A 23,055-nucleotide genomic window follows, 5' to 3' on the forward strand; every position below is an offset into this window, starting at 1 on the left:
TCGTATCCTCTGTGCTAATTAGCGAAGCGCTTATTTTGTCAACGGTTCAACAGCGAAGCTAATGCTACTAGCGTTTTTTCTTGAGTCTCTTCGTCCGAGGTGCGTTCCTGTACAAGTTCGAGTAATCTTGCGTCCCGCCCCTCGATAAACGACTGGAAGGAGGCTAGTGTTCTCGCGCATTCAAGGTCATCGTGTGGAACACGTACTAGACCACGCCTGCCTGTCTTAGTAAGTAGCACAATTAATTCTGCTTGTGACGCAGTCAGCGTAGGTATAAGGTTAACTTGGGACTTGGTCCCTTTCGTGAATTTGACTCCCTGGGGGACCAGCAGGTCAGAGTATTTTATGGCATCCCCCTCGGTAGGCAAGTCATACGAATCGAAGGGTTGGGAGTTATCCAGGAAATCCACTTCATAACGGCGGAGAAGTTCCGGGTCATTTTTCGAGATATCTTCATAGATTTGAGATGCAATATCGGCTGGTCGGATACGCTCTCGCCTTCGGGCGGTATTCTTGTTGATAATAGCTTTCTCTTCTTTTTGCCGAGTAGCTTCAAAGAAGTGTCTAAGATAAGTGTATAGCTCGTCAATAATCTTATCGCGTTGCTTTGGCGACTTAACCCCCACCATTTCAAGAACAGCGTCATCAAGGTCCCTTCGGTCAGGCATATCGAGTTCAGTTGCATCGGATAGACTATCAAGTTCCTTGACCTTCCCCGCCCCGGTAAAGGCCATAGTGCGCAACCGCTTTTCTGATACGAAGGTAAGTGATTTACGGTCTTTCATAGATGCAAACGCCTGGCTAATTCTTTGGAGTTGGCTCCTGCTAGCAACTCTGATATCGGGAACAAGCATCATTTTTGCAGAATAAACATCCAGTTGAATATTACCCTCGTTACCAAGAATTCGGGCAAAAAGTATGCGACTTAGAATTGATATCGTGCTATTCAATACAGCACATAAAGGGATAACCTGTTCTGCAGGTACGTTGTACAAACCTAGAAGTGAACTACCAATATGAACCTGGGAGGGATTCAATATTGATAACAGTCGGTACTGTTGGATTTTTGGCAAGATAATATCCGCCCGCTTTGTTCTTGTTAAGTCATACCAAGTGCTTTCGGAAGTCGTTCTACCTGCGCAAGTTGGTTCTTTATGAATATTCTTTGATTCCCCCCAAAGAACGTACTTCAGAGCGGCTGTTCCTTTTAAGTCGGACTTATGTTTTGCTAATAATACAACCAGTCTGGAACAATCAGTGGGGGCGATAGTAAATCGTTCAACTCCCATAATATTATGGAGTTCAGGTTCAGTATACTGTGCTTCTATGGGATGGATTTCACCCCGATGGTCACCACATTTAACTAGACGTATATGTCCAGACTCCACCCGTTCACGCGGGACTCCGTAATTTCGGATGAATTCTGGTGGATTGTCATATTTTTTAAGACAATCAATGCTACAATCGACCGGGAAAAAGAAGCTATCTTTGCCGCTCGTTATCCCTCTATGTACAGTACTCATGTTACCGAGGGGAGTAAACAGTTTGCCATAAGAATCAATGAGATTGAACCATAAATCCGGTGCCCGAACATGAATCCCCCATTTGCCGCCGTAATACTTGTTGTTGGAAAATCCGGCTTGGTTTTTTTGTTCTTCGTCTTCATCTTCACCATCGGATGAATCGAGATTACTCATTAATGCCCCAAGTTCGACGCCTTGTTTCCAAAGGTCATGTTGCTTTACCAGCCTCGCGCGGTATCTTTCGTTTACGCCGTTTTCTGTGAGAGACATGATTTCGTCGCGAAACCGGTCGACACTAGTGACAACTCCTGCAGATGTACCATCATGCGCCAATATCTCACCGATTGGTCGGCGCAGCTGAATAAAACGGACGAAGTTGTTTATCCGTTCGGTTTCATCAACTTCAGCTTGGAGACAGGTAATAGCCGTAGCTACTCTCGCACCCACAAACCAAGGCTCATCTAGGCTCTCGAAGATTGCCAAAATGCGAAAATTCTGTAGTATCCATTCCTGAAGACGGAACCCGTATTCCACGTCAAGCCATTGCGATGATGTTAATAAGCACAGGAAGCCATTTTGCTTGAGAAAAGAGGCTGAATGAGGCCAAAAATAACAGTGAAGGTCGGCTCGACCCGAAAGAGTAATACCAACCTCGTTCTTCACGACTTGTTGGTAGTACTCTTTCGTCCCCGGCCGTGGTCCGCTTTTGGATTCTTTTTTGGTTTTAGGAATGTCTTCCTGTCTGACATAGGGCGGATTACTTATGACGGCATCAAGGGGCGGTATTATAACGTCTCGACGTTTTCCGAGAGTTTTTGCTTCAACTCGTTTTGGAAGCGAAATAAAAGTCTTTTGCGCCGCGACATCGAAAAAGTCGCTTCGGGCAATCTGAGGATAGTTTTCCTCATCGATGAGGTCGCGTGTCGCAAGGTTGATGGTGGTTAAGTGTGTGGCAAAATGAGAAATATCGATACCAAAAAGGTCTGCTAGAAGTTGGACATGTTTTCGAGCAGGTGCTAACTCCTTCTTACGAGCGTAAGCCCGTACTAGGAATGTACCGCCACCACAAGCTGGGTCCATGACCGTTTCTGTACCATCTCTTATACAAAAGCTGTTTATTAGGTCAACCACCTCGGCGCGGGTATAATATTTCCCGTATTTATGCCGTTCTTCCGGCGATATCAGTCTCTCGAAGATACGACCTATAACCTCATAGTCAATCTTGGAGAAATCAAACTTGTGTATCTGGTTGATAAGTTCACGCCAATGGACTGTGGCGCTGTCAGAATAAAAAGGAATCCGATTCTCAATAGCCTTGTGGTCTTCACCAAAAACAGTCTCGTAATCCCCTGTAATGGTCTTGGCTTGCGCAAAATAAGTCTCCAGGTGAAGTCTTAGCTGTTCTCCCGTGTCAATGTGGTCAGGAACGACCAACCTCGTTAATCTGGAGCTGTATCGTTTCAAGAGGGCTTCGTGGAAGACTAGTTTATTGACCAAAGCGTAACAGGCATATTTGGAGGCGCGTTCAAGGTTGTCATTGATTCCTTCCTGGTCGTCCAGGATTGTCCATCCTTCTTCGCGCATCCATTCATCGAGGTCTTTTTTGAAAGTGTGATTGGGGTAACGAGACAGTAGCACCTCAAACGTCATCATTATTGGCGTAAACAGGGCAGACTCAAGTAAATCGATGAACCTTTCATCTGGTGGTTTGAATCCGATTGGAGCTGTGCCCCTGATAATATCCGTGAATTCAACAAGAAATCGGTCTATCCAGGTTTGGATTTCCATCCGTGTTGGTTCAATATCAAGTCTGCTCTCTTTGTAAACGGCGGTGACCAGCCATGAGCGATACTTTTCGCCATAAGATGTTGTCTTACCTGGCGTAGTTTCCCATAGAACAAATTCATTAACATTCCAGGTGAAAAAGAAACTGGCTCCGGCTTTAAGTGCTTTAGCCCGAGCGTCAGTGACAACAGTGTCATTGTAGGGAGTACTTCCATCTTTGGCGTACGGGAGCTTTACTTCGCCAGTGAGGATTGGAATTTTGTTTTTATCGAGGAATGTTAAGTCTCGCCGTTTGGAAGAACCTTCACCCCTCTGTTCAACTCTAACTCCGGAAAACAATGACGAGGGGTTTTTATGGATGCGTTCGTTAAACCATCCGGCGGCTTCCCCGGTAAATTCCCACTCATTCATTCAAAAGCTCCTGCGTAGCATTGCGATATAGCTGGACTTTCCTCGGTTAAAGAAGTTAGGCAATTCTACCACTAGACAGTGGCACCTTAAAGGGTTATCCTTTTTTGAAAACGATTTGGCACACCTGAGACACGTTTGACCAGACCTCAAGTACACATTTAGGAGCAGCTGAACGAAATATTAGCCGGGTAGGTTGAATCCAAAAAAGAACTTCGGATAAAGTAAAACGCGATGTCGACAGTCCATGAGTTAATTTACCTAAATCGAGACTTCCGGAAATCCCTTGAGATTGGATTGGAACGAGCCAGCCCATTTCCTCCTCATTGTTGGCCGTTGTTGTATTTGGCTGTGAAAATAGCTCGACACCAAGAAGCTCTCGAAGTCCTCGCTTTGAGGGACTTCGGTAGCGAAGGCGGAATAATCCTGAGAAGTATGTTTGAAGCGACTGCCAACCTACTCTGGATATCCAAAGACCCGGCACCGCGACTCACCAGATTCGTGGCCTTTCTCGCGTTTGACTCACAGAAGTATCGAGATGCCTCACAAAAATGGGACGCCATGTCCCATCTGAGTGCAGAGGACCGGCAGCGAATCGAGCAAGAGTTTGAACACCTTAAAAAAGAAGCAAAACAAATCGGAGACGAATTCGGCTTCAAGTCTTATGAACACTGGTCGGGTCTGAGCCTAAAAACCATGTGTAAGGAGATTGGATGGCTAGAACGCTACGATTTTTTATACAAAACCTACTCAGACGTCAGTCACTCGAATATTATCTCGTCCAATAAATATCTGAAATTCAGCGAATCAGGTGTCCGGCTTAACCGTGAACCGCAAGCTGATGAATGCGCGATGTGCCTGTGCGAGGCATTTTATTATCTTTGGGCAGCCTTCAGCTTCATCGATATATTCCTGAACCTTGGAATGGAATCCATGCTCGAACGTGCATACAGTAGAATACCAAAAACGTAGAAGGAAATATGCACATGGACAGTTGGGTTGGAGTCGATGTCAGTAAAGGCCGTTGGTTAGCAGTTCAACTTTTTGACGATGCATCTTGGGACGTCGACCTTTTCCCAACCTTCACAGAACTCTGGGAAAGTTACCAAGAAGCGAAATGGATTCTTGTTGATATCCCCATCGGTTTAATCGATGAAGGAGCGCAGCGGGCTTGTGATACGATGGCTCGCTCTCTCCTGGGAGACCGCCAATTCTCGGTATTTCAGGTCCCTTGTAGGGCAGCATTGATGGCCAACTCCTGGGAGGAGGCTTGTGAAATCAACAGTAGTAAAACCGGGCGGCGAATGTCCAAGCAGACGTATGCCATTATGCCAAGAATCCGAGAAGTTGATGAGTTCCTGCAAGCGAAGACTCAAGCGCGGGAGATAATCCTGGAAATCCATCCTGAGTTATGCTTTTGGGGTTTGAACAATTCCACGCCCATGAAACACAATAAGAAAACGGAATTTGGATTCAAAGAACGTTCGGAAATCTTGAAACGGCATTATCCTAAAGCCGACGACATTATTACCTGCGCTCTTGCCCAACCCGGTTGGAAAATCGCAAAGGATGATATTATCGATGCTCTTGTTGGAGCTATCACAGGTTTGACTAGCCAAGGGCGGTTAAGCACAATCCCAGAAGCACCAGCATCGGATTCCACGGGGCTTCCCATGCAGATGGTGGTATTCCAGCCATAGCCGATGAAGCCGCGCTAAATGGTGTCATTTCTTTTTTAGCCCCTTACGATTGAGTGCCAGAAGCTAGATTTTCTCGGGTCCTTTAGCCACCGCCTTTTCGCGGTTTGTTATCCTCCCCCGGCTCGCCGCCGTCTGCAGCCACCTTGCCAAGCCGATGCGCTTCCGGAATAGTCCTCTTCTGCTCCCAGTCACGGGAGATGGCAACACGCTTCCTATGGCACTTTATTGGTATCTTGCTCTTACGGTTTTTTCGATGTTCTCAGCAAAAGAACTTGCATATTCCGCGATGAACCCTTCGGGATGGTGCCAATCAACTTGGCCGATGGCATGACTCATGGCTTGCCCAAGTGCGGTGTCAACAGAAGATAAGATGAGGCTTTTCAACACCATTAGTTCGTTTTCGACCTTGGTAAACCGGACTTCCCATTTCTCATTCACCGCTTTGAATTTTGTAAGTTCGGCTTGATACTCGGCTACCTTAACTTCATGCTTGAGCACAGCCAGCTCGGCATCGTCGTTTAGCGGTCCGGAGTGCTGAGTACTCACCGCTGAGTGCTCACCACTAGAATCTTTGATTTTATGAGCCAGTCTTAGGTGCCCCGTTAATGCTTGAGGTGTTTTTACTTCCTTGCCGCAGATTCCACATTTGACCATCTGGTTACACTCCTTCAACATTATTTTAAGATACATTCTGTTTTTAACTTCCGAACCAGAGCTGAAAAACTACCAGGGTGGCGCAAACCTAGAGTCCGCGTTTGCGGTGGTCATCGGAAACACTTATGCGCACTAGTTATTTCAGTGAAATTCGAGCGTCACCCCCTTAAATGGGTTTATGTCGGTTGTTTGGAACACTTCCCAACCCCTCCGTATCCTCCCCTAATATGCGCCAAAATCTGGACGCTCTCTGTCAAACAACACAAATTCCCCAGGCGATTTTTTATAGCACATGAAACCGGTTGCGCCTTTCGCCCTAGCTTTACATAATCCTTTCAGATTGTTGAAGAAATGACGCCGAGGTGGTTGGGTGCCCCTCCCATTTTCAGCACCACCACCTCGGCGCAACTCGCGAACCAATCGGCGATGCATATGTTTGACGCCAAACTGGCTAGGAGTCCTGAAAGAGTTGGGAAGCCTAGCGGTATAGAAGGGCTGTGATTTGCAAAACTCTGGTGTCACTTGGCGGCGTATCTGAAAGCCAGTGTCATCGACTAATAAATGGGAGACAGAGGTGACGCCTACCTTCTGGAAAAGCCGGATTTGGGTTCTTCGGGAAACCCCCGTTTTTTGCTCGATTGTAGCGCGGCTGATGAGCTGGCAACGGTTTGTGGGAATGACCGATGCTAATAGGACGCCTTTTTGGCATTTGATTGTAAAGTCAGCTAATGGAACTTCGATGAACCGGGTGGAGGTAACTTTGGCTTCGAGTAATTTCGCAACGCGCAGTAAACCCAGAATCAACAGACGACGCTTGCCGTTTTTGAGTATCACAGACCAGAATCCGTGGTGTTGTGCTAATCGAGCATACGCCCCGGCTCTTGATAATCCGAGTATCAAGAGAGTACGGACCGCTGATTTATAATCGACGAATCCATCGCTGCTGATAGCACGAAAAACTGACCAGGTGGCGTATGTTTTGTGCTGGCCGCGTTTCAGCGCCGCTGCTGCCAAATCGGGAACAAGCCGGACCTTAACTTCTTTGAATTCAGGGGGTATAATAGATTTGGAAACAGATTGGTGACGCAATCTGTGTCCTTTCTGGGGGTTCGGTAGCCTGCTGCAAGTTGTCCACCGAACCCCCGGGTTTATTTACAGAGAGCCAGGGCAACTCACGGCGAGTCCGCGTTCTCCTTTCCGTCTTTCAGAGTGCCCATTGGCGTCTGTGCTGGTTTCTTGGGGCGTCCGCCATGCTTACCCCACTCAGAGGCCTGACCCGGATGCCTGGCTCGCATAACCTCTTGCCCTCTGCGTCCAATAACAGAGAAATGATGAACGCCCCTTGTTTCAAGCGTCCTCAGGCCTCCTAGCCGACCCGCTTCGGTAACGTCCATGAACTTTCTCGGTTTCATAAAAATACCCTCGGATTTCATCCCGAGGGTATTATAAAAGGCAGCCAGGGCTTGGTTGTAAGTCTAAGAACTACTCAGGAGTTCCTTTCAGGCTGCTGTTTTACCATTTGGTTTTTGTACCATTCCCAGATACGACCCTCAAGCAACACTAGTTTTTGATATATGCCTTCACCCTTTTTGAGATACCATCTAGCTAGTGGGTAAGAACCTGCTGTATTATCGGATGTGTAGATTTTGAATTGATAATCGGCCGCTATTTTTTTAATTTTCATGCCCGCGATTTTGGATTCAACCATTTCAAGCGCTTTTTCGGCATCAATGTGACGGTGGGTTCCTTCAAGCAACTCTTTTCCGGTCCAGCCAATAGATTTTCGGCAATCCGCGATTGTCTTGTACGCTCGCACGAACCTCTTGTAAGAGAGGTCAGTTACGTCCAAGTACAACCGGTTCTCGTTCATCGCAGTATGCACACTCGCATCAGGTGGTGGTTCGGGTATGCCTTTTTTGAAAACAAAGAAAAATGGCAATTCACCCGGTTCATCTCCCCAGTATATTTGTATTTGTAAAGCGTAACCGGATGATTCGGTCAGGCCCCATATCTGAGCTATCATGGGTCCAGCAATACCCGCTAGTTCTTCAAGCCAAGTATCTTGATAATCCCCGAAACAAACGCCAACCTTTTTGAATTTGAGCAGGTTATCGAGTTCAAGTTCCTCGTTCTCGATATAAGCCTTGGCTTTCTTTCCGAATTCCCCTTTTCCTGCTTCTTCCAATAGTTGATTCCACGCGAACACGTCGCTTAACTCAACAACAAGTTCCACAGCCTCTTTTACACCGGGCAAGAAATATTCAGGTTCAGGTTTTGGCTCTGGTTGCTCTTCCTGTGAAGTTCCCATTTTCAACCCCCCTCGACGGCGCTTTTACCGAAATGGCCGCTCGAGCTTGCCAAACACAAAATTCACTTGAGTTTCATCATATCTGCCGGGCTTGATTTTCGATGCGCCTCAATCGCATCTTGCATCCCCAAAGCCGAGGTATAGCGTCTTACCATATCTAAGTCAGAGTGACCGAGCAGATATTGAAGGTTAAAAACATTTTTGTCGGCACGGAGGAAATTCAGGGCAAACGAATGCCGGAAGCGGTGCACGTTCCCTGAACCTTTCACACCAGCCCTCTTTTTGAGGCTTTCAATCGCACTTTGAATACCCCTGAGAGCCATGGGCTGACTCTCTTCAGTAAGCCAAAGGTCCGTGCATTGGACGCCGGGGCGAAACATTAGATATTTCCACAAGGCTTTTCTAGCAGTAACTCCCAGATGGCAAAAGCGTTGTTTATCACCCTTGCCAGTCACCTTGAATTCACCGGTTTGCGAATTCACATCATCTAGGCGCATTCCAGCCATTTCAGAAAGCCTAATACCAGAGTCGAGAAATACCAACAATAGTGCCCTATTGCGACTTCCAAGGAATTTAGCTCCACAACCAAAATCCTGGTCACAGACTGCCAACATATGATTCATTTCCTCGGGTGAATAGGGGGTAATGACCTTCGGCTTGGGTTTGTTTACCTTGATTTTGGCCATCGGTGATTCTGAAAGAAACCCTTCAGCCACCACCCAGTTGAAAAAACAGGACAATACGACATAATAATGTCTGACAGTTGCTTGACTAGCGGGGAGTTTGGATGTCTGACTTTCAGTTCCTGTCAGACCCCAGCGGTCTTTAGCGGAACCGACATAGGCTAAGAACTGCTTAACTTGCCATTGGGTGATGAGCCTGATGTCGTCGCTGAACTGTTGTTGGTCGCAGTACCAGAGAAAACGGCGTAAATTATCATGGTAATACGAGACGGTCTTTGGACTTTTTCCTTCGGATTGTTTGGTGATGACAAAGTAGGCCGCTAGTGATTTGAGCGATTGCCCCAAAGGGACTCCCACTTTAAGCTCGGTATCCATATTCGATTGTGCGGACTCGCCATTTATCGAATCAGGTGCGCTGAACGATGTCCAGCCTACCTTTGCAGCCCTAATGATTCAGGTGCGGTGATAGAACCACTTCAATCGTAGTGGTCGGGGTGGACGGATTTGAACCGTCGGCCACCTGAACCCCATTCAGGTGCGCTACCAGGCTGCGCTACACCCCGCCGAAATGAGCCTAAAGATGTTAGCATAGACGATAGTCTATCGCAAGCGGTTGTCCCGAATGAGTGGATTAGATATAATATTTACATAACTATTAACGAGTGAGGCTCGATGAGCGTTAGACCGATAATAAAATACCCCGATCAGGTCCTCCGGCAAAAAGCGAAAACCGTTCCAGTCGTTGATAAGAGCATCAAGACCCTGATTGACGATATGATCGAAACGATGAAGGCCGGATCCGGTTGCGGTCTGGCGGCGCCCCAGGTGGGCGTGTCGCTCCGCTGCATCGTCCTCGGCATGCCCGAGGAAGAGCCTTTCGCCATCATCAATCCTGAGTTCGTCAAACGCGTCGGCGAACGTGAAATCGAGGAAGGCTGCCTTTCGGTGCCTGACCTCGGCGGCCATGTTAAGCGATCGATATCCGTTATTGTCAAAGGCCTGGATCGCCAGGGGAAACCAATCCGGGTCCGCGGCAAGGAATTGCTCTGCCAGGCTCTCGAACATGAAATTGATCATCTCAATGGCGTTTTATTCATAGATAGGGTTGAATCGCCAGATAAACTGTTCAAGAAAGAAAAACCGGTCGAAGTCGAAGCTAAAGACGCCGCCGCCGACCTGGCTGCCTCGCAGTGACCAGGATACTCCTTCAATGTGATTTCGACGGCACCCTGACCGAGGAAGATGTCAGCTTTCTGATCCTCGATCGGTTCGCCGAGGGAGACTGGAAATCAATTCTCAAGGATTACCAGGAAGGCAGAATTCCGGTAGGTCAGTTCAATTACCGCGCTTTCAAGCTGGTCAAGCAAAACCGGGCCACCCTGGAAAAGCTGGTCAGGAAAGAAGCCAGGCTGCGTCCGGGGGTGCGCGAACTTCTCGATTATTGTCGCGCGAAGGGCATCGAGTTCAGGGTGGTTTCAAACGGTCTCGATTTCTATGTCCAAACGCTACTTGGGCACAATGGCTTCGGCCAAGTTGAGATTGCCGCCTCAAGGACACTATTCACGCCGAACGGCCTGGACGCGCGATATTACGACATCGACAATCACGAACTGGTCGACGAATTCAAAGCCTATCACACCCGCCGGTTTTTGAACCAGGGGTACCGTGTGCTTTACGCCGGTAACGGAGTATCGGACGTCCCGGCCTCCCGCCTGGCGGAACACACCTTTGCCACCGATTCTTTGCTTGATTATTACCGCCGTGAAAAATTGGCGCACACCCCGTTTTCCGATCTTCGTGATATCGTTGAAGGATTGGAAAAGCTGAATTAAGGCCTCGGCCCGAAAATTGCCGTCCCCAGTCGCACCATATTGGCGCCTTCTCCGATAGCAACTCGGTAGGAATCGCTCATACCCATGGATAAAAAACGGATATCGGCGCCCGGAAGACACAAGGCTTTAAGATCTTCGTAGATGGCACGGGTCGCCGCGAAAAAAGTTCTGAGTTCCGGTTGCGGAATGTTCGGCCCCATCGTCATCAACCCGGAAAGACGGAGGTTGGGAAGTCCTGAGATAAGCCGGGCTAAGGCGATAACATTTTCAGGTAAGACTCCATTCTTCTGAGGTTCCCTGCCGATATTTACCTCGATCAACAACGGTATTACCTTGTTAAAGCCGCCCGCGTGCCTGTTGATAGACTCCGCCAAAGCGGCAGAATCAACCGTCTGTATCAGATCAAAAAGCTCAACGGCTTTTTTCACCTTGTTCAACTGCAGGTGACCGATAAAATGCCACTCGCCCCGGGATGGCAGGAGAGATCTCGCGGCTTCAGTTTCCTGGATGTAATTCCCGCCCAGGATGGTGATTCCGGCATCTGCAGCGGCGGCAATCTCCCCGACCGTGCGGCCTTTAACGGCGGCGAGGATCGAAACACCAGATGGGATTTCAGTCCTCAGGCGGAGCACATTGTCCCGAATTTGTTGGTACATCTTATGAGGTTTTTGCGCCGCAGTAAGGGCAGAATTTCATGCCGTGATCTATCGGGGAGGCGCAGGTTGAGCAGTGGAGGGGAGGCAGCATGGTCTGAGCCGCAATTTCACCCAGCGTCGTTTTCAACTGTTCCTCGGTCATAAGCCGTTCGGCGACCTGTGGCTTGAGTCCGTCGGCTATCTCATACCGTTCGTTGCAGTTGAGGCAGGTCATGTACTGCTTGACCTTGTACTGGACGGTAGGCACAAAATACAGGGTGAGTTTTTCCCGGACCTGGTGCACGAAGAAGATGCGGTCCGTTTTGCATTTCTGACACCTGGTGACAATATAACCCAGCGGATCGCCATAACCTTTATTGCCAAATATGAATACCATGACAAATGAATATAATCTTATCGGATCGCATGTTGTCAATATCAGGTGCGGCAGTGATGTTGCTGTGTTAGAATATCTAGCCTTGGGGGAGTGCCGGAATTGGCAGACGGGCATGACTTAGGATCATGTGCCGCAAGGCGTCGGGGTTCGAGTCCCCGCTTCCCCACCATTTGCCATAGATATATGAGTTTCTTATTGCTTTCCAGTATTCCTCTTCCTCGCAGGTGCCTGCGATCATGACTGTTTCCAAGATCGGCGCTTATCGCGAAGAATTGAAAAAATTGCGGCACTGGGAGCCGTATCTCCTGGCTCATTCGGGGTTACCCGGGCCGCGCGGTAACCTTGAACTAGCCCGCGCTGTTTTTGAAGAAGGGGATGAAGCCCTTTTCGATGGTTTTCTTTCATTCACTCCGGATAAAGCGCCCGCCAATTCGCCCGGAGAATTTCTGCATTTCTGCGGAGTTTATGGATTGGGGAAATATCTTTCGAAGACTAACGATTCCATCTGGGAGCAACTGAAAACTTTTGCCAGTGATCCATGGTGGAGGACCCGGGAAGCTGTGGCTATGGCGCTCCAGAGTTATGGAGACAGAGACATTGATGATCTTACTGCCAAGGTGGAGGTTTGGGCCGGGGGGAATCGTTACCAACAACGGGCGGCGGCTGCTACTCTTTGCGAGCCGAGGTTACTTCAACGACCTGATGTCGCCGGGAAAGTAATCGACATCCTGGACACGATAACCGGCACGATGGTTACCGCCACCGACCGCCGAGAGGAGAGCTTCAAGGTCCTGAGGCAAGCACTTGGATACTGCTGGAGTGTCGCGGTGGCTGCTGTGCCCCTGCGAGGCAAGAGCGCGATGGAAAAATGGCTTGTAAAGCTTGAACCGGACATTCGACGTATAATGAAAGACAATTTGTCGAAGAATCGTTTGATCAAAATGGACGCTTGTTGGGTTGAGCGATGGCGCCGGGAGTTGAGCAAGGAATGACACCATCAACCGAAGTTATAAATAACCTGGCCGAAGCAGGGTACCGCGCTTGTATCGCTCCGATAGAGCGGTTGGCTGACCTGGAAGCCGAATATAAAATGATTACAGCTCGGGATGTCTGGCGCCGGTCGCCGCACCTTTCGCAGCACCGCTTCGACTTCGCTCCTCCGATTGATTTCCCCGCCCGGTCGATAATCGTCATAGCCGCTCCGGTGACCCCGGTTAGATTGGGATTTATCTATCGTGGGATTCACCATTCGTTCGAAGCCCCTCCACTTTCCGGGGATTACGACCGGGTTGTCGCGCGGATCATCAAAATCATAACAGACGCTATCGGCACTCACGGTTATCGTCTTGCTGATTCAAACCTGCCGACGAAGGTCCTGGCGAGCCATACCGGTTTACTCCAAAATGGTATCAACAACATGGGGTATATCGAGGGGATGGGCAGCTTTTTCAGGTTGACGTCCTTTTTTTCCGATTTGCCGGCTGTCGACGATACCTGGGGTGAACAGCACCGGGTCGCGCCTTCGTGCCGTGAATGCGGGCTCTGCATTGAAGCTTGCCCGACACAATGTATCAGCCAGGAAGTTTACGACGTCAGCCGCTGCCTTTCCCTATTATCCAAAGAACCATCGGATTTCCCGGATTGGGTTAAAAAAAGGTGGCATAATTCTCTCATCGGCTGCCGGGTGTGCCAGCAGGTGTGTCCGATGAACCATGACGTCATCAATAGCGCAGCCAATGTCGCCGAGTTTTCCGAAGCGGAAACACTTGCCATCTTATCCGGGGTTGATTTAGATAAATTGAACCAATCCACCCGTGATAAACTGCGTTATTTTCATTTGGCCCCGTTCTATTCCATATTGCCGCGAAACCTCAGGCTGTTGCTGGAAAAATCGGGTGAGCCGGCCTGATGGACTATCAAACGGCATCGTCTGCCCTCAAGAGCAGTTTTCTTTTCTCATCTATTTCGGATCAAGATCTGGCGGATTTATTGGCGCGCGCTGAGGAAAAACAATTCGTCCAGGGGGAATATTTTTTCTGGGAGGGCGGCGCGCCGGACAACTTCTTTTTACTCATTTCCGGCAGGGTGAAGGTGATCAAGCACGGGTCCCAGGGCCGGGAAACCGCAGTCGCCTTTTTTAGTCCGGGAGAAATCTTCGGCGAGGTAGCCGTTCTCGAAGATAAGCCGTATCCCGCATCAGCCGTCGCTCTCGAAACCTCGGCCGCTCTATCCATAAACCGTCAGGCATTTCGGGATTTTGTCCGGAGACACCCGGAGGTGACACTGGCAATGATCGGCATCCTTTCCGGGCGTTTACGGGAAGCCCAGAGCCGCCTTCACGACCTGGCGGGGGAACGCGTTGAACAGAGGCTGTCGAGGACGCTTTATCGCCTGTATTCGAAACTCGGTCCGGAACTCCCGTTTACCCGGCAGGACCTGGCTGATATGTCCGGGACAACACTGGAAACGACAGTCCGCTACTTAAGCCGGCTTAAACAAGAGGGGATAATCACATCTAAACGGGGACTGGTCGTGATCGGGGACGGACCCAAGCTTGCGGTGTTAGCTGAAGGTTGAGCTTCAGCTAAGCTCATCACACATTGATATAGATCATATTCCACGCAAACGGGCACTGGTATAATCATCCTAAAAGTTGAGGATACCACTTTGAACGCCAGGTGCCCGGGTCAAAGTTCTCGAAAACTCACGTCGGAGATTCTGCTCTGTGCACGGTGCGGATCTGAGCTGGAAATCTTCTCCGATGAGGTTCGGGTCAAATGCAATAGATGCGGTTTTTTCACCAACCGGCGTAAGGTGCCGTCGTGTGCCGATTGGTGTTCTGCGGCAAGACAGTGCGTGGGTGAAGAAGAATGGCAAAAAATCCAGGGTCAATAAGGGGAGGTTACGTTAGATGCCGGTCCGAAAGATAGTTAAAATCGACGAAGAGAAATGCAACGGTTGTGGCGAATGCGTCCCGTCCTGCGTCGAAGGGGCCATCCATATTATAGACGGTAAAGCCAGATTAGTTTCCGAAACCTACTGCGACGGCCTTGGAGCCTGCCTGGGCGAATGCCCGATGGATGCCATTTCCATTGAGGAGAGAGAAGCTCCTGAGTTTGATGAGGCGGCGGCTGTCGAACACTCTGCCCGAAAAACAATGAAGCAAGCGGTGCATTCTTGCCCTTCAACCCGTATGATGTCGTTCGATCGACCGTTGGGGGCTCCCGAAAAAAGACCGGCAGAAACCCCCGATCGGTCGATGTTATCAAATTGGCCCGTCCAATTGACCCTGGTGCCTCCTCACGCCCCTTTTTTGAAGGGCGCTGATATTTTGCTGACGGCAGACTGCGTTCCTTTTGCTTATCCCAACTTCCACCGGGATTTCCTCCAGGGCAAGAGCCTGCTGATTGCCTGCCCCAAGCTTGACGACTGCGAGGCATATCTCGATAAACTGATCCAGATATTCCGGAATGCCCAGCCTCGAAGCGTCACCGTCTTACGCATGGAGGTTCCCTGCTGTGGCGGTTTAACACAGCTGGTGCGACAGGCATCTCTTGAGTCCGGGGTCAGTGTACCTATCCAGGAGACGACCATTGGCATCCGCGGGCAGGTTCTGGATTTAGCCTGATACAGACGATTGTTGATCATCACCGGTGGTAATTATGTATCGATTGCCTCCGGTATGTATATTTGAACATTTCAACGTAATTATGATATAGTTTTCGATGGTCTTTATTTTTACCCTGGAGGTAGCTGGCACATAGTTAAAGAACTCCGAGTCAACGAGAAAATCCTGGGCCGCGAAGTTCGGGTGCTCGGTGAGAACGCCGAACAACTGGGTGTTATGACCGTAGCGGCTGCCAAGGAACTAGCCCGTCGCAACAGCCTCGACCTGGTTGAAGTAGCCCCGACATCAATACCTCCTGTTTGCCGTCTCATGGACTACGGCAAATATCGCTACGAACAAACCAAGAAAGAGCGAGAAGCTAAAAAAGGTCAGAAGATGTCGCTTCTCAAAGAGGTTCGCCTTCGCCCCAAAATCGGCGAGCATGATTACGAGGCTAAGGTCCGCAGCATCCAGAAACAACTGGAAGCCGGGGACAAGGTAAAAGTGACCATCATGTTCCGTGGCCGGGAAATTACTCATTCGGATCTGGGTATTAAGATATTGAGGCGAATCGCCGAAGAGTTGGCGGATGTTTCGATTGTTGAAGGTCAGCCTACGCTTCTGGGTTCGAGAATTCATTTGATGCTGGTGCCTAAGCCTGGCGCCAAAGTGAAAACAAAGGAAGGTCAACCTGAAAATGCCCAAGCTAAAAACCCATAAAGGTGCACAGAACCGCTTCAAGCTTACCGGTAACGGTAAGATGATGCGCATGAAAGGCCTGAAGAGCCACTTGCGGCGCAACAAGTCGAAAAGAGCACGGAGACAGTTCGATGAGATGATCCCGGTAGCTAAGGCTGACGTCCAGCGTCTCAGCCGTCTCATTCCTTACGGTACGCCTTAGTTCAATTTGTACAACTTATTTAGACTGGATTTAGGAGAAAATACATGGCACGCATCAAGGGTGGTGTAGCTACCCATAAGAGACACAAAAATATCTTGGCCTTGACTAAAGGCCATCGCGGCCAGCGCAATCATATTTGGCGCCGCGCTCATGAGAGCATGACTCATGCCCTGGCCTATGCCTTTGCCCACCGCAGAGACCGGAAAGGTGATTTCCGGAAGTTGTGGATCGCACGGATTAACGCCGCGGCGCGTCTCAACGGGACGACTTACGGTCGGTTGATCGACGGCTTGGCAAAGTCGGGCATTGAACTTGACCGCAAAGTCCTGGCGGATATGGCGGTGTCTCAACCGCAAGCTTTCGCCGATCTCGTCAAAACAGCAGTTAGTTAAGATACCCGTAAACGCTCGATAGCCCCCTGGATTAACTTCCAGGGGGTTTTATACTATACAATGAAAACATCAGTCAGCGAGGTAAAATCAAGTGAGCTTAGGTCCTACGGAAATTGTTCTGATCCTGGTAATCATTGTCTTGGTATTTTTCATTTTTAAAGGCCGCAAAAAGAGTTAGTCATCGGCTTACCCGCCGCTTTATTCATTATTTCTTTCTGTAATCCTTATAAACCTCCGCCGTTCAATCTCCTTGGTTGAAGGTGCGGTATTTGCCGTAGAAAATGCGCTAAATAAACCGTTTACGGCAATTAACATAATATTTTCAGTCTTGCTAAAACAAACTGCGTACCAGCGGGCCGGGCTTCGGGATCGTCCTCGCCATACAACCGCCAATTCCAAAAATGCCGGCGTTGCCTCCAATTTCACCGCTTGCTGAGACAACCATTACCTCTTGAGCTAGTAGTGTGCTAAAAAGGCTTTAGACCTTGGGGCATAAATATATTTTCAAAATGACACCAAATGCGACATGATTCGCTTGACGACCAAAAGAACACCAGGGCTATAATAACAAGCGATATATACTGGACAGTTGCGCCTTCACCAATGCGGTATACTCCAGGATCGCAATTTCAGCATACAATTGACCGAAAATTCTCACCCGCGCGGAGTAGGTAACCGGGCATCGTCGGGGGAGGGCGAAGCCCTGGATATAATAGGGATTTGTTTTCCGCGTGTCGTTGTTTTTCCCAATGTTTTGAACGCAAAACCCGAGTTGTTTCAATGGATATTCACAGTATCTGAAATACAATTGAACACCATGAATAGAAACAGGATAGTGAGGTCAATAGGGGGAAGAGCGTCCCAGGCGGGATTCGAACCCACGGCCCGCTGCTTAGAAGGCAGCCGCTCTATCCAGCTGAGCTACTGGGACATGGGCTAATAGTAGCATCGTGATTCGGAAGGGGTCAAGAACTCGGCATGGTGGAGAAAGCAGATATTCATCAATCGTAATTTACGAATACTTTACCTTGACACGATAGATAGCCGCTGTTAGTATTAAGTCCGTGCCAAACGACCCTGAAAAATCAACCATGCCTAAAATTCTAGACAGTATTAATTCCCCAGCTGACCTCAAACCCCTGTCTTTGGCCGACCTGAACAAATTGGCGGTCGAATTACGGGAAGAGATGGTCTCCCGAGTGACCGCCAACGGCGGTCATCTTGCTTCAAGCCTGGGAGCGGTGGAATTAAGCATTGCGCTGCACCGGGTTTTCGATTGTCCAAGAGACAAGATTGTTTGGGACGTGGGGCATCAATCCTACGCCCATAAGTTGTTGACCGGCCGTAGAGAGCAATTCGCGACCCTGCGGCAATTCGGCGGGTTATCAGGGTTCACCTGCAGGGACGAGAGCCCGTACGATGCCTTTACCGCCGGTCATGCCAGTACCTCGATCTCGGCCGCGGTGGGAATGGCGGTCGCCAGAGATTTTGCAAATGATGATTACAATGTGATAGCCGTCATCGGTGACGGCGCGATTACGGGTGGTATGGCGTTGGAAGCCCTCAACAATGCAGGGCATCTTGGCAGGCGCCTGATTGTTATTTTAAACGATAACGGTATGTCGATTTCACCGACTGTCGGGGCGATGTCCCGCCTGCTCGGCAAAGTCCGATTCGATAAGCGCTATTACAAGACCTCTGAAAACAGTAAAAGGCTTCTTTCTAAATTTGGAATAGGCAACCGTATCTGGGAACTCGGTCAGCGAGTAAAAGGCAGCATGAAGAAAATGATCATGCCGACCACTTTATGGGAAGAGTTTGGGTTTGCTTATACCGGACCAATTGACGGCCATAATATAGCTGACCTAATGTCAGCGCTCGAACAGGCCAAGAACTATTCCCACAAGCCTGCCTTGATCCATGTGGTGACTACCAAAGGCAAGGGCTACGAACCGGCTGAAAGTGACGCGATCAATTTCCACGGGATTTCTCCCAAAGGCAGTCCCAAAAAGAACGGTAACAGCCACAAAGTCCCATCATATAGTGAGATTTTTGCCAGGACGGTAGAAAAGATAGCCCGGGACAACCCAAGAATCGTGGTTATCACCGCTGCGATGCCGGATGGGTACAGTCTGGGTCACATGCAATCGACGATGCCTGACCGCATCTTTGACGTCGGCATTTGCGAACAACATGCGGTAACATTTGCAGCGGGAATGGCAGCACAAGGCATGACTCCGGTCGTTGCCGTTTATTCAACATTTTTACAGCGTGCTTTTGATCAGATAATCCATGACGTTGCGTTGCAAAAACTACCGGTGGTTTTTGCTCTGGACCGGGGCGGTATTGTTGGGGAAGACGGTAAAACTCACCAGGGGATCTTCGACCTTTCATACCTGTCTCTGATTCCAGATCTTATAGTCGCCGCACCCAAAGATGAAAACGAATTGCAACATATGCTTTACACCGCTACCAGGTGCGGCAGGCCCATGGCGGTAAGGTACCCCAGGGGTGCAGGCACCGGTGTGGAATTGGATAACGAATTTAGAGAAATTCCGATAGGTAGCGCCGAAATAGTGCGTCAGGGACACGATGTGGCTGTTTTAGCGGCCGGAGCCAGCGTTGCCGCAGCTCTGGAAGCCGCCGAACTCTTGGAAACGAAGGGGATCAAGGCGACGGTTGTCAACGTGCGGTATATCAGTCCATTGGACGATAATTTGATACTCGAGATCGCCAAAGACATCAAGAGTTTTGTCACGGTCGAAGAGAACGTTCTCGCCGGAGGACTGGGGAGCAGGGTCGCATCCCTCCTAAAAAGAACCGACCTGAACGACGTTAGATTGAAGTCACTTGGCATCCCGGACGAATTTGTTACTCACGGCACCCAGTCAAGGCTCAGGGCTAATTATCATCTGGATGCTGAAGGCATTGCCGGGGAGGTAGCGGCATTCGCCGAAGACGCTGAATTTTCGAAGCAATTCCTGGTTTCGAGTTAGCCATTATCCCGTGCTCTTTCACGAAGCGCTCTTTTTTGTACTGACTTAGCTGGAGTTTGAATGGACAGGATGACGGTACGCGACATTGATGTTAGGGACAAGAAAGTGCTTGTACGTGTCGATTTCAATGTCCCTCTCGGCCCGGACGGGCACATCACCGACGACGGGCGCATCAAAGCTGCTATTCCGACCATTGAATACCTGGTTGAGAATGGGGCTAAAGTCATCATCATGTCTCACATGGGAAGGCCTGATGGTAACGTCGTGCCTTCGTTGTCATTAAAAGTTACGGCCGAGAGGCTGGCCGAACTGATGCGCCATCCGGTTGGCTTTGTCGATGAGTGTGTCGGACCTAAGGTAGAGGAAGCGGCAGCTGGGCTTGGAGACGGTGACATTCTCGTCCTGGAGAACCTTCGTTTCCACCCCGAAGAGGAGGCAAACGATCCAGACTTTGCTGAAAAACTGGCCCGGTTGGGTGAAATCTTCGTTGATGATGCCTTCGGCACCGCGCACCGGGCTCACGCTTCTATCGTGGGGGTGACAAGGTACCTTCCTGCCGTAGCTGGTCTGCTCCTTGAGAAAGAACTGATCTCCCTAGGACATATTCTCGAAACACCGGCGCGACCTTTTTGCGTCCTTTTCGGCGGAGCGAAAATCGCTGACAAGGTCAAATTACTGGAAAATGTCATGGATAAGGTCGATACCATCCTCGTGGGTGGTGGCATGGCGGCGACTTTTCTTAAAGCCGACAACTACGAGGTGGGCAAGTCGATTGTCGATGACAAACTCGATGTCGCCGTTAAACTCATGGCCAAAGCTAAGAAGTACAACATCAAGTTCCTACTACCAAAAGATGTCATCGTCACCGGCGATCTGACTCCGGATGCGAGAGGTATCTGCGTACCCGTGGAGAAAATCCCGCCGCTGGGTCGGGTGGTCGATATCGGGCTGCTGACGATCAATCTGTTTACCAAAGAACTTGAACGGGCCAAGACCGTTTTCTGGAACGGGCCGATGGGGATATACGAAATGCCCCAGTTTGCGGAAGGCACGAAATCCATGGCCGACGTCATCAGCCGGCTTCACGCCACCACCATTATCGGCGGCGGTTCAACCGCCGAAATAGTCGCCGAACTCAAGTTGGCCGACAAGATGAGTTTCGTTTCTACCGGAGGCGGCTCATCGATGTTATTTCTTTCGGGCGAAAAACTCCCTGGGGTAGAAGCCCTCCTAAAAAAGAGCGGGAAATCGGGTTAGCATGGATCAGATCGGTCTAATGCGCCAGCTCTGCCTGAAAACCGAGACGAAGATCGTTTTGGTGGTACTGGATGGCCTCGGTGGTTTGCCAAACGATGCGGGTAAAACCGAGCTTGAAACGGCACACGTTCCCAATTTAGACGCTTTAGCCTCACAGAGTATCTGCGGACTATCTGATCCTGTGTTACCCGGCATTACCCCCGGTAGTGGCCCTGGGCACCTGGCCTTGTTTGGGTATGACCCGTTACAATGTATGATCGGTCGCGGGATTCTCGAAGCCCTCGGCATAGATTTCGACCTGAAGCCCGGGGATGTCGCAGCGAGAGGAAATCTTTGCACTCTTGACGACCAAGGAATAATTACCGATAGACGGGCAGGTAGGGTCGATACCGAAAAAAGCCGGATAATCGCTTCGCAGTTGGATGGGATCGAGATCGAGGGTGTCAGGGTGATTGTAGAAGCGGTCAAAGACCACAGGGTGGTAGTGGTATTCCGGGGAGAAGGGCTCTCCGATTCCGTGACCGATTCGGATCCTCAACGCGTTGGTCTTGCGCCCCAACCTGTTTTTGCAGGTAACGATGACTCCACCAAAATGGCCAGGATAGCCAACGTTTTTCTTACTCAGGCTTCCAAGATTCTCGCCGGTCATCACCCGGCAAACGGGTTGCTGTTGCGAGGATTTTCGCGGATGCCCCATTTTCCAGGTTTCAAGGATGTATATAAACTTGACGCCTGCGCCATTGCTTCGTATCCGATGTATCGGGGATTGGCCAAAGTGGTCGGAATGACCGTCGTAAAGACAGGCGCAACATTGGACGACGAGATTAAAACGCTAAAAGAGAATTTCAACAAGTACGATTTCTTCTTCTTACATGTTAAAGCCACAGATGCCGCGGGTGAGGACGGCGATTTTGGCAGGAAAGTCTCGGTTCTTGAAGATTTTGACAGGCGTTTGCCTTTGATCATCGGACTAAAACCAGATGTCATGGTCGTCACCGGAGATCACTCTACTCCCGCGACCCTTGGCGGTCACGGCTGGCACGCGGTACCCGTAGTGGTTAACGGGAAATTCTGCAGACCTGATACCGTATCCGCTTTCAATGAAACCGCCTGCATCTCAGGCGGGCTGGGACACATACCTGCGTGTCACATTATGCCCTTGGCGATGGCCAACGCGTTGAAATTGGAAAAATACGGTGCGTGAAATGGGAAACAAGACACCAGTAATCGCCGGCAATTGGAAGATGCATACTACGCTTTCTGAGGCTGTAGATCTCGTGACTAAGATAGGGCAGGGGACGGATAAGGGGTGGCGTGTAGAAACAATTGTCTGCCCTCCGTTCATTTCCCTCGCAAAATTGAAAGAACTCACCGCCGGTACGCCGATCGAGCTAGGCGCCCAGGATGTTTTTTACGAAGAAATTGGCGCCTATACCGGTGAAATCTCACCGGGCATGCTTTCCGGCCTCTGCCGTTATGTCATTGTCGGACATTCCGAACGGCGAATGTATTTCTGCGAGACCGACGAGACCGTAAACAGGAAATTGAAGGCCTCCATCAAACACGGGCTCAGGCCGATCATGTGCGTCGGAGAAAATTTGACCGAAAACGAGAGCAGCAACGCTGAGTCGGTTATCAGCCGGCAGATCAAGGAAGGTTTAAAGGGAATCGAATCTGCCGAGTTATTGATAGCCTATGAACCCATCTGGGCGATCGGAACTGGCAAAGCGGCCACCGCGGCCTATGCCAACAACATAATGGGCCTTATCCGGAATTTGCTCAAAGGGCTTTTCGGGAGCGAGGCTGCTTTGAATATTCCATTGCTTTATGGCGGGAGCGTCAATGCCTCAAATATCACCGAACTATTATCCCAACCGGAAGTCGATGGGGCGTTGGTTGGCGGGGCAAGCCTTAAGGCCGACCAATTCTTAAGTATTTTGAAACAGGCCGGCGAATTGAGCTGTTCCTAACCGCCCG

At 49.8% G+C, this 23,055-nt stretch carries 22 protein-coding genes and 3 tRNA genes; 16 read left to right on the forward strand and 9 right to left on the reverse strand.

Annotated elements, in window-relative coordinates; translation table 11 throughout:
• Positions 1-38: 38 nt before the first annotated feature.
• Positions 39-3,719 (reverse strand): HsdM family class I SAM-dependent methyltransferase, encoded by a 3,681-nt coding sequence (locus Dform_RS04060; protein ID WP_076003892.1) that lies wholly within the window; start codon positions 3,717-3,719, stop codon positions 39-41.
• A gap of 231 nt (positions 3,720-3,950) precedes the next feature.
• On the opposite strand from Dform_RS04060, the gene Dform_RS04065 reads away from it, so the two are divergent.
• Both Dform_RS04065 and Dform_RS04070 read left to right on the forward strand, forming a co-directional pair.
• Entirely contained in the window at positions 3,951-4,688 is a 738-nt protein-coding gene (locus Dform_RS04065; protein WP_076003893.1) for a DUF5677 domain-containing protein, read from the forward strand.
• A 14-nt stretch (positions 4,689-4,702) separates the two neighbouring features.
• Positions 4,703-5,416, forward strand: coding sequence for a DUF429 domain-containing protein (locus Dform_RS04070; protein WP_158513462.1), 714 nt, complete (start codon positions 4,703-4,705; stop codon positions 5,414-5,416).
• Positions 5,417-5,638: 222 nt separating this feature from the next.
• Here the strand turns inward: Dform_RS04070 and Dform_RS04075 are convergent, their stop codons facing one another.
• The 5 genes from Dform_RS04075 to Dform_RS04100 form a co-directional block, all read right to left on the reverse strand.
• Positions 5,639-6,070 (reverse strand): hypothetical protein, encoded by a 432-nt coding sequence (locus Dform_RS04075; RefSeq protein WP_145925529.1) that lies wholly within the window; start codon positions 6,068-6,070, stop codon positions 5,639-5,641.
• A gap of 222 nt (positions 6,071-6,292) precedes the next feature.
• Positions 6,293-7,159, reverse strand: coding sequence for a hypothetical protein (locus tag Dform_RS04080; RefSeq protein ID WP_076003896.1), 867 nt, complete (start codon positions 7,157-7,159; stop codon positions 6,293-6,295).
• A gap of 397 nt (positions 7,160-7,556) precedes the next feature.
• Entirely contained in the window at positions 7,557-8,378 is an 822-nt protein-coding gene (locus Dform_RS04090) for a hypothetical protein (RefSeq protein ID WP_076003898.1), read from the reverse strand.
• Between the two features lie 62 nt (positions 8,379-8,440).
• Positions 8,441-9,436: a tyrosine-type recombinase/integrase gene (locus tag Dform_RS04095; RefSeq protein ID WP_076003899.1), complete on the reverse strand. Its 996-nt coding sequence runs from the start codon at positions 9,434-9,436 to the stop codon at positions 8,441-8,443.
• A gap of 111 nt (positions 9,437-9,547) precedes the next feature.
• Positions 9,548-9,624, reverse strand: a tRNA-Pro gene (locus Dform_RS04100).
• A 109-nt stretch (positions 9,625-9,733) separates the two neighbouring features.
• Between Dform_RS04100 and def the strand changes: the two genes are divergently transcribed.
• Positions 9,734-10,255 (forward strand): peptide deformylase, encoded by a 522-nt coding sequence (gene def / locus Dform_RS04105; RefSeq protein ID WP_076003900.1) that lies wholly within the window; start codon positions 9,734-9,736, stop codon positions 10,253-10,255.
• Positions 10,252-10,893: an MtnX-like HAD-IB family phosphatase gene (locus tag Dform_RS04110; protein ID WP_076003901.1), complete on the forward strand. Its 642-nt coding sequence runs from the start codon at positions 10,252-10,254 to the stop codon at positions 10,891-10,893. The genes def and Dform_RS04110 overlap by 4 nt, the downstream gene beginning before the upstream one ends.
• On the opposite strand, the gene Dform_RS04115 is transcribed toward Dform_RS04110, so the two are convergent.
• Together Dform_RS04115 and Dform_RS04120 are read right to left on the reverse strand one after the other, a co-directional pair.
• Positions 10,890-11,549 carry a YggS family pyridoxal phosphate-dependent enzyme gene (locus Dform_RS04115; RefSeq protein ID WP_076003902.1) on the reverse strand — a complete coding sequence of 220 codons (660 nt, stop codon included), beginning with the start codon at positions 11,547-11,549 and terminating at the stop codon, positions 10,890-10,892. The two genes, Dform_RS04110 and Dform_RS04115, sit on opposite strands and share 4 nt — an antisense overlap.
• A 1-nt stretch (position 11,550) precedes the next feature.
• Positions 11,551-11,925, reverse strand: coding sequence for a zinc-ribbon domain-containing protein (locus Dform_RS04120; RefSeq protein WP_076003903.1), 375 nt, complete (start codon positions 11,923-11,925; stop codon positions 11,551-11,553).
• 84 nt (positions 11,926-12,009) lie between these two features.
• On the opposite strand from Dform_RS04120, the gene Dform_RS04125 reads away from it, so the two are divergent.
• From Dform_RS04125 to rplT, 8 genes are all read left to right on the forward strand, one after another.
• Positions 12,010-12,094, forward strand: a tRNA-Leu gene (locus Dform_RS04125).
• Positions 12,095-12,161: 67 nt separating this feature from the next.
• The gene (locus tag Dform_RS04130) at positions 12,162-12,917 is read left to right on the forward strand and encodes a hypothetical protein (RefSeq protein ID WP_076003904.1); all 756 of its coding nucleotides are present in this window, start codon (positions 12,162-12,164) and stop codon (positions 12,915-12,917) included.
• Positions 12,914-13,834: a 4Fe-4S double cluster binding domain-containing protein gene (locus Dform_RS04135; protein ID WP_076003905.1), complete on the forward strand. Its 921-nt coding sequence runs from the start codon at positions 12,914-12,916 to the stop codon at positions 13,832-13,834. Before Dform_RS04130 ends, Dform_RS04135 begins: the two co-directional genes overlap by 4 nt.
• Complete coding sequence (locus Dform_RS04140) at positions 13,834-14,502, forward strand: Crp/Fnr family transcriptional regulator (protein ID WP_076003906.1); 669 nt, start codon at positions 13,834-13,836, stop codon at positions 14,500-14,502. The genes Dform_RS04135 and Dform_RS04140 overlap by 1 nt, the downstream gene beginning before the upstream one ends.
• Before the next feature lie 334 nt (positions 14,503-14,836).
• Entirely contained in the window at positions 14,837-15,553 is a 717-nt protein-coding gene (locus Dform_RS04150) for an ATP-binding protein (protein ID WP_076003908.1), read from the forward strand.
• A 132-nt stretch (positions 15,554-15,685) separates the two neighbouring features.
• Positions 15,686-16,252, forward strand: coding sequence for a translation initiation factor IF-3 (gene infC, locus Dform_RS04155; protein WP_076003909.1), 567 nt, complete (start codon positions 15,686-15,688; stop codon positions 16,250-16,252).
• On the forward strand, positions 16,230-16,433 hold the full coding sequence (rpmI, locus tag Dform_RS04160; protein WP_076003910.1) for a 50S ribosomal protein L35: 204 nt from the start codon (positions 16,230-16,232) through the stop codon (positions 16,431-16,433). Before infC ends, rpmI begins: the two co-directional genes overlap by 23 nt.
• Positions 16,434-16,477: 44 nt before the next feature.
• A complete protein-coding gene (gene rplT, locus Dform_RS04165) occupies positions 16,478-16,825 on the forward strand; it encodes a 50S ribosomal protein L20 (RefSeq protein WP_076003911.1) in 348 nt (115 codons plus the stop codon).
• A gap of 857 nt (positions 16,826-17,682) precedes the next feature.
• Here rplT and Dform_RS04170 read toward each other — a convergent pair.
• Positions 17,683-17,756 (reverse strand) — tRNA-Arg (locus Dform_RS04170).
• A gap of 160 nt (positions 17,757-17,916) precedes the next feature.
• On the opposite strand from Dform_RS04170, the gene dxs reads away from it, so the two are divergent.
• Genes dxs through tpiA form a run of 4 tightly spaced genes read left to right on the forward strand, consistent with a single transcriptional unit; the run spans position 17,917 to position 23,048 of the window.
• Entirely contained in the window at positions 17,917-19,821 is a 1,905-nt protein-coding gene (gene dxs / locus Dform_RS04175; protein WP_076005059.1) for a 1-deoxy-D-xylulose-5-phosphate synthase, read from the forward strand.
• A gap of 60 nt (positions 19,822-19,881) precedes the next feature.
• Complete coding sequence (locus tag Dform_RS04180; RefSeq protein ID WP_076003912.1) at positions 19,882-21,078, forward strand: phosphoglycerate kinase; 1,197 nt, start codon at positions 19,882-19,884, stop codon at positions 21,076-21,078.
• A 1-nt stretch (position 21,079) separates the two neighbouring features.
• Positions 21,080-22,282 (forward strand): 2,3-bisphosphoglycerate-independent phosphoglycerate mutase, encoded by a 1,203-nt coding sequence (locus Dform_RS04185; protein WP_076003913.1) that lies wholly within the window; start codon positions 21,080-21,082, stop codon positions 22,280-22,282.
• A gap of 1 nt (position 22,283) precedes the next feature.
• Positions 22,284-23,048 (forward strand): triose-phosphate isomerase, encoded by a 765-nt coding sequence (gene tpiA / locus Dform_RS04190; protein WP_076003914.1) that lies wholly within the window; start codon positions 22,284-22,286, stop codon positions 23,046-23,048.
• The last annotated feature ends 7 nt before the right edge of the window (positions 23,049-23,055 follow it).

It is taken from the genome of Dehalogenimonas formicexedens (assembly GCF_001953175.1).
In the GTDB taxonomy this organism is placed as follows: domain Bacteria; phylum Chloroflexota; class Dehalococcoidia; order Dehalococcoidales; family Dehalococcoidaceae; genus Dehalogenimonas; species Dehalogenimonas formicexedens.